Source organism: Roseateles violae (genome assembly GCF_030410485.1).
Classification (GTDB): Bacteria; Pseudomonadota; Gammaproteobacteria; order Burkholderiales; family Burkholderiaceae_C; genus Roseateles_D; species Roseateles_D violae.
This window is the reverse complement of the sequence record NZ_JAUHHC010000002.1, coordinates 169,802-182,731: the sequence shown is the minus strand read 5'-3', so window position 1 is coordinate 182,731 and position 12,930 is coordinate 169,802. Positions and strand designations below refer to the sequence as shown.

The window sequence follows — 12,930 nt, the reverse complement described above, 5'->3', positions numbered from 1 at the left end:
TCGTAGTGGCTGCGCCGGCAGGGCTCAGATCGCGCCGACGCGAAAGCCCATCTGGCGCAAGGCCTCGCGCGTGGTCTCGGCTTCAAGCAGGCGGCGGAAGGCCTGCAGCGGCGCACGCTGCAGCCGCGCCTTCGGCACGACAAAGTCGTAGCGTTCCTCCTGCACCGGGATGAAGCCCAGGCCGTACTGCCGCGCCACCGTGTCGATCGCCAGGCCCCAGTCGGCGCGCTGCTGCGCCACCGCGACGGCCACCGCGTTGTGCGACCGGGTCTGCAGCGCATGGCCCGGCGGGCGCGCGCCGCTGAGCAGGCGGTCGATCAGTACGCGGGTGCCGCTGCCGGCATTGCGGTTGACCATCACGCAGTCCTCGCCGGCCTGCAGGGCGGCGGCCAGCGCCTCGTCCAGGCCGCGGCCCTCGAAGCGAGGATCGCCGCGCCGGTAGACCAGGCCCTGCATGCGGCCGTAGCCGGGCAGCAGTTCCAGCGCCTCGTTCAGCAGCGGGCGGTTGTACTCGCCGCTGGCTGGGTCCATCAAATGCATGCCGGCGAGATCGCATTCGCCGCGCTTGGCCGCCATCAGGCCGCCGCTGCTGCCGACATTGAGCGTCTTGACGCGCCAGCCCTGCGCCATCATCCGGCCGACCAGCCAGTCCAGGCCCGCGCAATGGCTGCCAATCACGACCAGATCGGCCGGCTCCAGGCCCTGGCCCAGCAGCTGCACCTGCACCGGCGCGCCGGCATCCAGCATTTCGGTGTGCTGCGGGATGGTGATGAAGCCGTCGGCCGTGCTGAAGGTGGTCACCGAGCCCGAGCCCTTGCCCATCGGATAGGCGGCCAGGCCCTGCTCGGTCTGCACCAGGCCGACCAGCAGGTACTCGGTACGGCCGCGTTCGGAATTGACGCGCATCGGCAGCGTGGCCGCCACCGTTTCCTGGCGACTGGCCGCCTGGCCGGCAAAGGCGCGCAGCACCGGCGCCAGGAACTCGTGGAAGGTGAAGATCGCCGAGGTCGGGAAGCCAGGCAGGATGACGACCGGCTTGCCCTGGCTGACGGCCAGGCAGACCGGCTTGCCCGGTTTCAGCGCGACGCCATGCGCGACGATGCCGGGACTGCCGAGCCGGCCGACGACGCGGTAGGAGAGATCGCCCTCGCCCTTGGACGTGCCGCCGGAGAAGACCACCGCGTCGTGCTGCAGCCCGCGCGCCAGCGCCGCCGCCAGTGCCTCTTCGTCGTCCGGGATCACGCCCAGATGAACGGGCTCGCCGCCAAGCTCCTCGACCGCCGCGCCGATGATGGCCGCATTGGAATCGTAGACGGCGCCCGGGCGCAGCGGCTGGCCGGGCGCGACGATCTCGTTGCCGGTCGAGAAGATCGCGACCCGCGGCGCGCGGTAGACCGGAACGGCCGCCAGGCCCAGCGCGGCCAGCACGCCGATCTCGCGCGAACTCAGGCGCTGGCCGGCGCGCAGCACCGTCTCGCCGCGCGCGATATCGGTGCCGGCATGGCTGATGTTCTCGCCCGCCGTCAGCGCGCGACGGACCTCCAGGCGCCGGCCGTCCTCCAGCAGCTCGCTGTGCTCGACCATCAGCACCGCATCGGCCCCGCGCGGCAGCATGCCGCCGGTGGCGATCGTTGTGGCAAGACCCGCCACCACGGTCTGCCGCGGCGCCACGCCCGGCGACAGCAGCTCGCCGCTGAGCGCGACCGTGCGCACCTGCTCCTCCTGCGCGCCGACCGTGTCGGCGGCCTGCAGCGCGAAGCCGTCGACATTCGAGCGATCGAAGCCCGGCACGTCGATGCCCGCCACCACATCCTCGGCCAGCACCCGGTGCAGCGCGGCGCCCAGCTCGACGATCTCCCGACCCAGCGGCGCGAGCGTCAGGTGTTGCTGAAAGCGGCGCGTCGCCTCGTCGCGCGTGATGACGTCGAGGAATTGCGATTGGGAGCTGGGCTTCATGGTCAGTCGTACAGATGAACGGTCACTTCGCTGCCCGGCGCGTAGCCTTCGCTTTCGGTCGGCACGACGACGAAGCCGTCGGCCCGCGTCGTCGAGGACAGCACCGAGGCGCCGGACAGGGCCAGTGGCTCGAGCCCGTCGCCATCGAGCTTGACGCGCACATAGTCGACCCGGCCGACGGCCGAGACGATCTTGCGCGCGACCGTGGCGCGGCGCGGCCGGTAAGGCCAGTCGGCCGGCAGACCGCCCAAGCGGCGGATCGCGCGGCCGGCGAAGAAGTCGTAGGCGCAGAGGCAGGAGACCGGATTGCCGGGCAGCAGAAAGACCAGGGTCTGGCCGATCCGCCCCATGCCGGCCGGGCTGGACGGCCGCATGGCGATGCCATGGAGGGCCAGCTCGCCGAGCCGCGCCAGCAACTGCGGCGCATGGTCCTCACTGCCGACGCTGGAGCCGCCGGAGATCAGGATCACATCGGCGCCCGGGGCGCTCATCGCCGCGGCGATGCTTTGCGCCTCGTCGCCGATGCGCTGATGGCTCTCCAGCTCGGCGCCGTCGCGCGCGATCAGGCCGCGCAGGGTCACCGAGTTGGCGTCGTAGATCTCCCAGGGGCCCTTGGGCGCGCCCGGCGCGACCACCTCGTTGCCGGTGACCAGCAGGCGCACGCGCGGCCGCCGCAGGACCTGGACCTGCGCAAAGCCCAGCGAGGCGATCAGGCCGCCATCCTGCGGCCGCAGCCGCCGCCCGGCGGCGAGCACGGTCGCACCGGCCGCGATGTCCTCGCCGACGCGGCCGACATGCTGCCAGGGCGCCACCGGCCGTGTGACGGCGATGCGGCCCTGCTCCTCGCTGGCGTATTCGGCCGGGATCACCGCGTCCAGCCCGTCCGGCAGCGGCGCGCCGGTCATGATGCGCACGGCCGTGCCGATGGGCACCGCGCCCTCGAACGGTCGACCGGGCAAGGCCTGACCCTGGACCGCGAATTCGATCGCGTTGTAGTCGCCGGCGCCGGCGGTGTCGGCACCGCGCAAGGCGAAGCCGTCCATCGCCGCGCGCTGAAAACCGGGCACGGCAATGGGCGCCAGCAGCTCGGCGGCGAGCACGCGGCCGGCGCTGGCCTCCACCTCGACCGCCTCGGGCGGCAGCGGCCGCGCCGCAGCATCGACCCAGGCCAGCGCCGCGCCGACCTCGCTGCGTTGGGCGAAGCCGTGCATGCGCACATCGGCCGGGGCGGCGGTTTGATCGGGCCTCATGTCCAGGGCAACTCTCCTCGCAGAAACTGCGCCGCCTCGGGCGGCAAATCGTCGGTGAAGAAAAACGCGTCGACCGGCCGCTCGACGACCAGGCGCCCGCCCTCCAGATAGGCGACGCGGCTGGCCAGGCGCTTGGCCTGACCGAGATTGTGCGTGCTCATCACGACGGTAACGCCGGCGGCGGCAATCTGCTCGATCAGGGTTTCGACCTCGCGCTTGGCGCTCGGATCGAGACTGGCCGTCGGCTCGTCCAGCAGCAAGAGATCGGGCTGCATCGCCCAGGCGCGGGCGAGCGCCAGCCGCTGCTGCTGGCCGCCGGACAGCGCACGCGCCGGCCGCTGGGCCTCGCCGGCCAGGCCCACGCAGGCCAGCGCCTGCCGGCAGCGCTCGTCCCGCTCGCCGCGGGGCAGGCCGCGCAGCCACAGCCCCAGCCAGATATTGCGGAACACCGACAGCCGCAGCAGGAACGGTTGCTGGAACAGCATGGCGGCGCGCGGCGGCCGCCCTTCCGGCTGCAGCAGGGCCCGCTCGACCTGGCCACTGTGCGGCAGCAGGCCGTGCAGCAGGCGCAGCAAGCTGGTCTTGCCCGAGCCGTTGGCGCCGACCAGGGCCAGGCGCTCGCCGCGCCGCAGGGTCAGCGAGATCTCGCGCAGCGCGATGCGCTCGCCGAAGCCGACACCGGCCCCTTGCAGGCGGATCAGCGGCCGCGGCTCGCCCGTGGCGATGATGGTCTCCATCGCCGGCGTCGGTGCTGCCTCGGTGGCCACCACCGTCGCCGGCCGCAAGCGGGCGCCCCACCATTGCAGCAGCATGATCGCGCCATTGACGACGCCCACGATGCCCAGCAGCACCAGGCCCAGACCCAGCGCCAGCGCCAGGTCGCCCTTGCTGGTCTCCAGCGCGATGGCCGTCGTCATCACGCGGGTGACGCCGGCGATATTGCCGCCGACCATCATCACCGCGCCGACCTCGGCCACCGCGCGGCCAAAGGCGGTCAGAAGCACGGTCGCCACGGCCAGCCGTTCGTGCAAGAGCATCAAGAGCGCGCAGGCCAGCGGGCCGGCGCCCAGCGAGCGCAGTTGGTCGCCGCCCTCGTCCAGCGCCGCCTGCACCAGGCGCCGCGACAGTGCGGCGATCAGCGGCGTGACCAGCAGGCTTTGCGCGACCACCATCGCCGTCGGGGTGAACAAGAGGCCCAACGGGCCCAGCGGCCCGGCGCGCGACAGCAGCAGGTAGACCAGCAGGCCGACCACGACGGCCGGCAGGGCCAGCAAGGTGTTGAGCAGCCAGACAACGAGGCCATGGCCGGGAAAGCGCGCCACCGCCAGCCAGGCACCCAGCAGCAGGCCCAGCACCGCGCCGACCAGGACCGCCGTGCCGCTGACCTGCAGCGACAGGCCGGCGATGCGCCAGAGCTCGGCGTCGCCGCCGACGATCAGCTGCCAGGCGAGCTGCAGGCTGTCCGAAAAGGTATTCAATCAGCTGGCGTTCGGAAAGAACAGGGGCTGGCCCTCGATCTGGAAGGCGGCAATCGCCGCCTGCCCTTCCCGGGAGACCAGCCAGTCGACGAAGCGCTGGCCCGGCTCCTTCTTCACCTGCGGATGCCTGGCCGGATTGACCAGCATCACGCCGTACTGGTTGAACAGCTTTTTGTCGCCCTCGACCAGGATGGCCAGATCGCCGCGGTTCTTGAAGGCCAGCCAGGTGCCGCGGTCGCTCAGCAGATAGCCGTTGACCGAGGAGGCGATATTCAACGCCGGGCCCATGCCGCAGCCGCACTCGCGGTAGCCGGCCGGCTTGGCGGCGGCCGGGTCGATGCCAGCCTGTTTCCACAGCCGCAGCTCGGCGCTGTGCGTGCCGCTGCGGTCGCCGCGCGAGACGAAGGGTGGGCCGGCGGCGGCCACCTTGCCCATCGCGGCGACGATGTCGCCGCCGCGGGCCTTGGCCGGATCGGACTTGGGGCCGACCAGGACGAAGTCGTTGTACATGACCGGATGTCGCTTCTCGCTCCAGCCCTCGGCGACGAATTTCTCCTCGGCGGCGGTGTCGTGCACGAAGACGACGTCCGCATCGCCGCGCCGGCCGATATCCAGCGCCTGGCCGGTGCCGACGGCGACGACGCGCACCTCGATGCCGCTGTCACGGCTGAAGGCCGGCAGCAGATGCTTGAACAGGCCGGACTGCTCGGTCGAGGTCGTCGAGGCGACGACGATGAACTTGTCCTGCGCCTGTGCCGCGGGTGCGAACAGCGCCCCGGCGAGAACGAACACCGCGGCGAGGGAACGGCGACTTGGCTTCATGGATCGGACGTCGGGGTGAAGATGGAAGGCGAGCGTAGCCCTGCACGGTCAGGCATCCACTGCGCCGCCGCACGCCAATCGCACGCGGCTGCACCGAACGGTCGCTCGGCAGCGGATGATCGCCGGAATCGGCCGGACCGGGATTGGCGTCGACCCGATTGCATCCCGTGAAGTGAAGTGCTTGAATGCAAAAAGGCGTATGCAGCTGGTGCGTCGGCTTCCCCAGGTGATACCCAGGAGGTTTCGAGATGAGCGAATCGAAGCAGCAACAAGTGTCGCGCCGGCGCTTGTTTGCAGGAGCGGGCGCAGCAGGTGCCCTTGCCGGCGCGGCCGTCCTGATCCCGCGCGGCGAACCGGCCGCGCCGGTGGCCGAAGCGCCCAAACCCGCCCCCGAGGCCGGCGGCGGCTATCAGCTGACCGAACATGTGATGCGCTACTACCAGACCGCCAAGGTCTGAGGCGCACGGCCCTTGTGGGAAACGCCGCGCGCAAGACGCGGCCTTGAAAAGATTGCGGAGACCTCATGTTGCTGACCCGCCGCTCCACCCAAGCCGGCCCGAACAGCTCGGGCCTTGTCAACAGTCTCGCTCGCGGCATCGCCCGCGCCGTGCCCACCATGGACCGCCGCGCCTTTCTGCGCCGCTCCGGCATGGGCGTCGGTGCCGGCATCGCCGCCTCGCAGCTGACCCTGGTCAAGAAGGTCCAGGCGGCCGATCCCAAGGCGGCCGACGGCGCCAAGAAGATCGAGGTCAAGCGCACCGTCTGCGGCCACTGCTCGGTCGGCTGCGCGATCGACGCGGTGGTCGAGAACGGCGTCTGGGTGCGCCAGGAGCCGGTGTTCGACAGCCCGATCAACCTCGGCGCGCATTGCGCCAAGGGCGCCGCGGTGCGCGAGCATGGCCATGGCGAATACCGGCTGAAGTCGCCGATGAAGCTGGTCGACGGCAAGTACAAGAAGATCAGCTGGGACGAGGCGCTCAATGAGATCAGCCAGAAGATGCTGGCGCTGCGCAAGGAAAGCGGCGTCGACAGCATCTATGTCGTCGGCTCGTCCAAGCACAACAACGAGCAGGCCTATTTGCTGCGCAAGTGGATGACCTTGTGGGGCAGCAACAACTGCGACCACCAGGCCCGCATCTGCCACTCGACCACCGTCGCCGGCGTCGCCAACACCTGGGGCTATGGCGCGATGACCAATTCCTACAACGATATGCAGAACGCCAAGGCGGCGATGTATATCGGCTCGAACGCGGCCGAGGCGCATCCGGTCTCGATGCTGCACATGCTGCATGCCAAGGAGAAGGGCTGCAAGATGATCGTGGTCGACCCGCGCTTCTCGCGCACGGCGGCCAAGGCCCATCAATACGTGCGCCTGCGCTCCGGCAGCGACATCGCCTTCCTGTTCGGCGTGATGCACCATGTGTTCAAGAACGGCTGGGAGGACAAGCAGTACATCGAGGACCGCGTCTACGGCATGGACAAGGTGCGCGAGGAGGCGCTGACCAAGTGGACGCCGGACAAGGTGCAGGAGGTCACCGGCGTCGACGAGGCGACCTGCTACCAGGTTGCCAAGACCATGGCCGAGAACCGCCCGAGCACCATCGTCTGGTGCATGGGCCAGACCCAGCACACGGTCGGCAATGCGATGGTGCGCGCGTCCTGCCTGCTGCAGCTGGCGCTGGGCAATATCGGCAAGAGCGGCGGCGGCGCCAATATCTTCCGCGGCCATGACAATGTGCAGGGCGCCACCGACGTCGGCCCGAATCCCGACTCGCTGCCCGGCTACTACGGCCTGGCCGAGGGTTCGTTCAAGCATTTCGCCCGCGCCTGGAATGTCGACTTCGAGTGGATCAAGAAGCAGTACGCGCCGGGCATGATGGCCAAGTCCGGCATCACCGTATCGCGCTGGATCGACGGCGTGATGGAGAAGAACGAGCTGATCGACCAGGACAGCAATATCCGCGCGATGTTCTTCTGGGGCCATGCGCCGAACTCGCAGACGCGCGGGCTGGAGATGAAGAAGGCGATGGACATGCTCGACCTGCTGGTCGTCGTCGATCCCTTCCCCAGCGCGACGGCGGCGATGGCGGCGATGCCGGGCAAGGAACCGGCCAACAAGAACCGCGCCGTCTACCTGCTGCCGGCGACGACGCAGTTCGAGACCAGCGGCTCCTGCACCGCATCCAACCGCAGCATCCAGTGGCGCGAGCAGGTGATCGAGCCGCTGTGGGACAGCCGCACCGATCACATGATCATGTACCAGCTGGCCCAGAAGCTCGGCTTCGACAAGGAACTGGTCAAGAACTACAAGATGGTCAAGGGCAAGGGCGGCCTGGAGGAACCCGAGCCCGAATCGATCCTGCGCGAGATCAATAAATGCGTCTGGACCATCGGCTACACCGGGCAGAGCCCGGAGCGGCTGAAGGCCCATATGCGCAATATGCACGTCTTCGACGTGACGACCCTGCGCGCCAAGGGCGGCATCGACAAGGAGACCGGCTACCAGCTCGACGGCGACTACTTCGGCCTGCCCTGGCCCTGCTACGGCACGCCGGAGCTCAAGCACCCGGGCTCGCCGAATCTCTACGACACCTCCAAGCATGTGATGGAGGGCGGCGGCAACTTCCGCGCCAACTTCGGCGTCGAGCGCGAGGGCGTCTCGCTCTTGGCCGGCGACGGTTCGCATTCGCTGGGCGCCGATCTGACCATGGGCTATCCGGAGTTCGACCACCTGCTCTTGAAGAAGCTGGGCTGGTGGGACGAATTGAGCGAGGACGAAAAGAAGGCGGCCGAGGGCAAGAACTGGAAGACCGACCCGTCGGGCGCCATCATCAAGGTGGCGATGAAGAACCATGGCTGCCACCCCTTCGGCAATGCCAAGGCGCGCGCGGTGGTCTGGAACTTCCCCGACCCGGTGCCGCAGCACCGCGAGCCGCTGTACAGCAACCGGCCGGAGCTGGTCGACAAGTACCCGACCCACGAGGACAAGAAGGCCTTCTGGCGCCTGCCGACGCTGTACAAGACGGTGCAGGAGAAGAACAAGAACATCGGCAAAGACTACCCGCTGCTGATGACCTCCGGCCGCCTGGTCGAGTACGAGGGCGGCGGCGAGGAGACCCGCTCCAATCCCTGGCTGGCCGAGTTGCAGCAGGAGATGTTCGTCGAGCTGAACCCGCGCGCCGCCAATGACCGCGGCATCCGCAACGGCGACTACGTCTGGGTGAAGACGCCGCCGATGGCGGCGGTGCCCGAGTTCAAGGGCCTGCGCGTCAAGGCCCTGGTGACCGAGCGCGTCGGCCCCGACACGGTCTTCCTGCCCTTCCACTTCTCGGGGCGCTGGGGCGGCATCGACCTCGCGCCCTACTACCCCGAGGGCGCGATGCCGGTCGTGCGCGGCGAGTCGGTCAATACCGCCACCACCTATGGCTACGACAGCGTCACGATGATGCAGGAAACCAAGACCACCGTCTGCCAGATCGAGAAGGCCACGGCCTAAGAGGAGACCCATATGGCCCGCATGAAGTTCATCTGCGACAGCGAACGCTGCATCGAATGCAACGGTTGCGTCACCGCCTGCAAGGCCGAGCACGACGTGCCCTGGGGCGTCAACCGCCGCCGCGTGGTCACGCTCAACGACGGCATGCCGGGCGAGAAAAGCATCTCGGTCGCCTGCATGCACTGCTCGGACGCGCCCTGCATGGCGGTCTGCCCGGTCGACTGCTTCTACCGCACCGACGAGGGCGTGGTGCTGCACGACAAGGACGTCTGCATCGGCTGCGGCTACTGCAGCTATGCCTGCCCCTTCGGCGCGCCGCAGTTCCCCAGCAACGGGACCTTCGGACTGCGCGGCAAGATGGACAAGTGCACCTTCTGCGCCGGCGGCCCGGAGGCCAATGGCAGCCAGGCCGAATTCGAGAAATACGGCCGCAACCGCCTGGCCGAAGGCAAGCTGCCGGCCTGTGCCGAGATGTGCAGCACCAAGGCCCTGCTGGGCGGCGACGGCGATGTGGTGGCCGATATCTTCCGCACCCGCGTGCTGACCCGCAACTCGGGCAGCGAGGTCTGGGGCTGGGGCACTGCCTACGGCAAGCCGAGCCAGGGCGGCGCCACGCCCGCCCCCGCCAAGCCGGAGGGCAGCAAGCCATGATGCGTGCGACGCTGTTGCTGACCGCGCTGATTGTGCTGAGCGCCTGCGGCGAAAAGCCGCAGACCGCCGCCTCCGGCCGCAAGACCGATGACAAACCCTGGGGCGAGACCAGCAGCGGCTATGCCGCCGCCGGCTTCAAGTCGGGTGACCAGGCCGCCTGGGAACAGCAGATACGCGCGCGCAACCAGGCCCAGAACGAATACAACCGCACGGGCTCGCACTGAGCGCGGGCTGGAAGGAGCTTCCATGCGACACGGCTGCATGCGCGATCTGATGCTGGGGCTGCTGCTGGCGACCTCGGCCGCCGCCTGGGCGCAGCAGCCGCCGCCAGCGCCGCCGGAAACGCCATCGACAGCGGCCTCCGCCTCAGCGGCCGCGGCCGCCACGGCGGCACCCGAACCGCGGCCCGAGGACACGAATGCCCAGCGTGCCAAGAGCCAGCCGGGCAATAACGCGCCCTTCTGGCGCGCGGTGCGCGACTCCGGCGTCAACGAGGGCTACACCAGCCTGCCCGGCGCCGAGAAGGGCACGCTGATCCAGCGCTTCGTCCAGTATCCGGGCTCGCGCCTGACCAATGCCGGCGAGGCCTGGCGCCAGGTGCGCAACCAGTGGATCATTCCCTACGGCGGCTCGCTGCTGCTGATCATGCTGCTGGCACTGGCCATCTTCCACAAGACCAAGGGGCCGCTGGGCGACGAGCCCGGCAACAAGGCCCGCAGGATCGAACGCTTCACCCCCTTCGAGCGCGCCGCGCACTGGGTCAACGCCGGCGCCTTTGTCGCGCTGGCCGTCTCCGGCATCGTGATGGCCTTCGGCAAGTTCTTCCTGCTGCCCCTCATCGGCGGCACCCTGTTCGGCTGGCTCGGCTATCTGCTGAAGAACCTGCACAACTTCGTCGGCCCCTTGTTCGCCGTCTCGCTGATCATCGTGATCCTGACCTTCATCAAGGACAACGTGCCGCGGGCCAGCGACATCACCTGGCTGAAGCGCGGCGGCGGCGTGCTCGGCCGCGACCACAGCCCGGCGCCGGCGCACCGCTTCAATGCCGGCGAGAAGATCGTGTTCTGGCTGGGCATCTGCCTGGCCGGCCTGTTCGTCGTCGGCTCGGGCCTGGTGCTGGACAAGGTGCTACCGGGCCTGGCCTATTTGCGCGGCGATATGCAGATCGCCCACATGATCCACGCGGTGGCCGCGCTGCTGATGATGGTGCTGCTGCTCGTCCACATCTATCTGGGCACGATAGGTTTCCGCGGTGCGCTGGGTGCGATGACCACCGGCTGGGTGGACGAGGCCTGGGCCCGGGAACACCACGATCTCTGGTACGACGACATCAAGGCCGGCAAGATCCCGGCCGTGCGCTCCGGCCAGCCGCCGTCGACCGCGACCGGCACGCCGGCCGCCGAAACCTGATGTTCCGACGCGAGGGACGACGAATGAAGCACAGCATCCTGATCCTGTCCGCCTTGGCCCTGGCCTCGGGCGCCGCGCTGGCCAAGCTGCCCGCACTCAGCGACGAGGCCAAGGCCAAGGCCGCCGAGACCGCGGCCAAGACCGCCTGGAGCAACAAGGTGGCCGACTTCCAGCTCTGCAAGAGCATGGACAAGGTGGCGGCCGCCTACCGGGACACGACGAAAAAGGCTGGCAAGGATGTGCCCAAGCCGGTCGAGACGCCCGCCTGTGCCGACCCCGGCGCCTTCGTCTACGCTCCGGCCGACGCCAAGCCGCCGCTCGAGCAGTCGGGTGCGCATTCGCCGGCCAAGACCGCGGCCGCCCCACCCAGCACCAACGCGCCGCAGTCCGCGGCGCCGCAGAAGAAGTAGCGAGCCGCTGCGCTCGAACCCCCAGGCATGCTGTTCCATTCCGAACCCGAGCTTTCTCCCCCGACGGTGAGCACGGCTCTGCCCCGGCTCTCCAGCGCGCGGGTCGATCCGCTGCGCGAGATCGAAATCCTCGACGAGTACGGCGCGCGCCGCCGCATCCTGATCCCGCTCGAGCGTCCGCTGACCATCTATGTGGACAAGCGCGAGCTGGTCACCCTGATGACGCTGGGCGCGCAGCCCGAGCTGCTGGTGCTGGGCTATCTGCTGAACCAGCGCCTGATCGAGTCGCCGGCGCAGATCGAGGCCATCCAGGTCGACTGGGAGGTCGGCGCCGCGGCGGTGAAGACGCGCGCCGGCCTGGCCGAGATCGAGGCGCGCACCGCCCAGCGCGTCGTCACCACCGGCTGCGGCCAGGGCACCGTGTTCGGCGATGTGCTCTCCCATATCGAGGCGGTGCGCCTGCCCGACGCGCGCAGCGCCCGCATCAGCCAGGGCGGGCTGCAGGCGATCCTGGAGGTCGTGCGCCAGCAGGACAGCCTGCACCGCCGCGCCGGCTCGGTCCATGGCTGCGCGCTATTCGAGGGCGCGACGATGCTGCTCTTCGTCGAGGACGTCGGCCGCCACAACGCGATCGACACGATCGCCGGCTGGATGGCGCTGCAGCGCATCGCCGGCGCCGACAAGGTCTTCTACACGACCGGCCGGCTGACCAGCGAGATGGTGATGAAGTCGGCCCAGATGGGCGTGCCCATCGTCGTCTCGCGCAACGGCGTCACGCAGATGGGCCATGAGCTGGCCACCCGGCTGGGCATGACCTTGTTCGGCCGCGCCGCCAACCGCCGATTCCTCTGCTACACCGGCTTCGAGCGCTTCGACGCCGAGCCGCTGCCGCCGCCGGCGCCGACCGCCGTGCAACTGGTGGTCGGCGGCGCGCCGGAGCTGGCGCGATCCCGATGAACGAGACCCGACCCGGCCTGGCGGTGGCGGTGCTGTTCGAGCGCGAACATCAGCCCAACCGCTGGGAAGACTGGCGCCATCGCATTGCCGAGGTGCTGATCGATGCCGGCCAGTTCGGCAGCGCTCCGGCCGATGCGGAAGCGCCGCGCGTCCTGCGCGACGACGGCAGGCAGGCGCAGTTCCTCCATCGCGGCCTCGCCGTCACGCTCTACGCCGACGAGGGCGAGGGCTATTACCTCAATCTGTCCAGCGGCGCGCCGGTCTGGTTCGTCATGTGGCGCACGGACGAGTCCGAGCCCTCGCGAGCCTGGCCCGAGGCGGTCTCCCTGTCCTACAACGAGGCGGGGCGCTGGCTCGATGCGCAGGAGCGCGTCGACAATGTGCCCTTGCCGGCCGAAGTGCGCGACTGGCTGCAGGCCTATACCGACGCCAACTACCGGCCCGAGGTCAAGCAGCGCAAGCGCCCGGCCTCGTTCCAGCGGCCGGAGCAGCGATGAGAT

Annotated in this window: 12 protein-coding genes; 8 read left to right on the top strand and 4 right to left on the bottom strand. The window is 69.5% G+C overall.

From position 1 onward, the window contains the following. Positions 1 to 24: 24 nt before the first annotated feature. From QWJ38_RS06400 to QWJ38_RS06380, 4 genes are read right to left on the bottom strand one after another with little or no spacing between them, the layout of a single operon-like run. Positions 25 to 1,956 (bottom strand): molybdopterin biosynthesis protein, encoded by a 1,932-nt coding sequence (locus tag QWJ38_RS06400; protein WP_290358226.1) that lies wholly within the window; start codon positions 1,954 to 1,956, stop codon positions 25 to 27. Between the two features lie 2 nt (positions 1,957 to 1,958). Further along, the gene (locus QWJ38_RS06395) at positions 1,959 to 3,206 is read right to left on the bottom strand and encodes a molybdopterin molybdotransferase MoeA (RefSeq protein ID WP_290358225.1); all 1,248 of its coding nucleotides are present in this window, start codon (positions 3,204 to 3,206) and stop codon (positions 1,959 to 1,961) included. Next, on the bottom strand, positions 3,203 to 4,684 hold the full coding sequence (locus tag QWJ38_RS23975; RefSeq protein WP_341850481.1) for an ABC transporter permease: 1,482 nt from the start codon (positions 4,682 to 4,684) through the stop codon (positions 3,203 to 3,205). The genes QWJ38_RS06395 and QWJ38_RS23975 overlap by 4 nt, the downstream gene beginning before the upstream one ends. After that, positions 4,685 to 5,506, bottom strand: a complete 822-nt coding sequence (locus QWJ38_RS06380; RefSeq protein WP_290358224.1) for an ABC transporter substrate-binding protein — start codon at positions 5,504 to 5,506, stop codon at positions 4,685 to 4,687. It abuts the gene before it with no gap. Positions 5,507 to 5,754: 248 nt separating this feature from the next. Between QWJ38_RS06380 and QWJ38_RS06375 the strand changes: the two genes are divergently transcribed. The 8 genes from QWJ38_RS06375 (at position 5,755) to QWJ38_RS06340 (ending at position 12,927) form a co-directional block, all read left to right on the top strand. Continuing rightward, the gene (locus tag QWJ38_RS06375) at positions 5,755 to 5,964 is read left to right on the top strand and encodes a formate dehydrogenase (protein ID WP_290358223.1); all 210 of its coding nucleotides are present in this window, start codon (positions 5,755 to 5,757) and stop codon (positions 5,962 to 5,964) included. A gap of 65 nt (positions 5,965 to 6,029) precedes the next feature. Continuing rightward, the gene (locus QWJ38_RS06370; protein WP_290358222.1) at positions 6,030 to 9,002 is read left to right on the top strand and encodes a formate dehydrogenase subunit alpha; all 2,973 of its coding nucleotides are present in this window, start codon (positions 6,030 to 6,032) and stop codon (positions 9,000 to 9,002) included. A gap of 12 nt (positions 9,003 to 9,014) precedes the next feature. Beyond that, on the top strand, positions 9,015 to 9,653 hold the full coding sequence (fdh3B, locus tag QWJ38_RS06365; RefSeq protein ID WP_290358221.1) for a formate dehydrogenase FDH3 subunit beta: 639 nt from the start codon (positions 9,015 to 9,017) through the stop codon (positions 9,651 to 9,653). Continuing rightward, positions 9,653 to 9,877 (top strand): hypothetical protein, encoded by a 225-nt coding sequence (locus tag QWJ38_RS06360; RefSeq protein ID WP_341850480.1) that lies wholly within the window; start codon positions 9,653 to 9,655, stop codon positions 9,875 to 9,877. Before fdh3B ends, QWJ38_RS06360 begins: the two co-directional genes overlap by 1 nt. Positions 9,878 to 9,899: 22 nt before the next feature. Continuing rightward, positions 9,900 to 11,063 carry a formate dehydrogenase subunit gamma gene (locus tag QWJ38_RS06355; RefSeq protein ID WP_290358219.1) on the top strand — a complete coding sequence of 388 codons (1,164 nt, stop codon included), beginning with the start codon at positions 9,900 to 9,902 and terminating at the stop codon, positions 11,061 to 11,063. A 23-nt stretch (positions 11,064 to 11,086) separates the two neighbouring features. After that, positions 11,087 to 11,473, top strand: a complete 387-nt coding sequence (locus tag QWJ38_RS06350; protein ID WP_290358218.1) for a hypothetical protein — start codon at positions 11,087 to 11,089, stop codon at positions 11,471 to 11,473. Positions 11,474 to 11,500: 27 nt separating this feature from the next. Continuing rightward, positions 11,501 to 12,430, top strand: a complete 930-nt coding sequence (locus QWJ38_RS06345) for a formate dehydrogenase accessory sulfurtransferase FdhD (protein ID WP_434063951.1) — start codon at positions 11,501 to 11,503, stop codon at positions 12,428 to 12,430. Then, positions 12,427 to 12,927 carry a DUF3305 domain-containing protein gene (locus tag QWJ38_RS06340; protein ID WP_290358216.1) on the top strand — a complete coding sequence of 167 codons (501 nt, stop codon included), beginning with the start codon at positions 12,427 to 12,429 and terminating at the stop codon, positions 12,925 to 12,927. Before QWJ38_RS06345 ends, QWJ38_RS06340 begins: the two co-directional genes overlap by 4 nt. The last annotated feature ends 3 nt before the right edge of the window (positions 12,928 to 12,930 follow it).

Coding starts and splice junctions, on each gene's coding strand:
- QWJ38_RS06400 (WP_290358226.1), bottom strand. CDS start 1,956: ATGAAGCCCAGCTCCCAATCGCAATTCCTCGACGTCATCACGCGCGAC.
- QWJ38_RS06395 (WP_290358225.1), bottom strand. CDS start 3,206: ATGAGGCCCGATCAAACCGCCGCCCCGGCCGATGTGCGCATGCACGGC.
- QWJ38_RS06380 (WP_290358224.1), bottom strand. CDS start 5,506: ATGAAGCCAAGTCGCCGTTCCCTCGCCGCGGTGTTCGTTCTCGCCGGG.
- QWJ38_RS06375 (WP_290358223.1), top strand. CDS start 5,755: ATGAGCGAATCGAAGCAGCAACAAGTGTCGCGCCGGCGCTTGTTTGCA.
- QWJ38_RS06370 (WP_290358222.1), top strand. CDS start 6,030: ATGTTGCTGACCCGCCGCTCCACCCAAGCCGGCCCGAACAGCTCGGGC.
- fdh3B (WP_290358221.1), top strand. CDS start 9,015: ATGGCCCGCATGAAGTTCATCTGCGACAGCGAACGCTGCATCGAATGC.
- QWJ38_RS06360 (WP_341850480.1), top strand. CDS start 9,653: ATGCGTGCGACGCTGTTGCTGACCGCGCTGATTGTGCTGAGCGCCTGC.
- QWJ38_RS06355 (WP_290358219.1), top strand. CDS start 9,900: ATGCGACACGGCTGCATGCGCGATCTGATGCTGGGGCTGCTGCTGGCG.
- QWJ38_RS06350 (WP_290358218.1), top strand. CDS start 11,087: ATGAAGCACAGCATCCTGATCCTGTCCGCCTTGGCCCTGGCCTCGGGC.
- QWJ38_RS06345 (WP_434063951.1), top strand. CDS start 11,501: ATGCTGTTCCATTCCGAACCCGAGCTTTCTCCCCCGACGGTGAGCACG.
- QWJ38_RS06340 (WP_290358216.1), top strand. CDS start 12,427: ATGAACGAGACCCGACCCGGCCTGGCGGTGGCGGTGCTGTTCGAGCGC.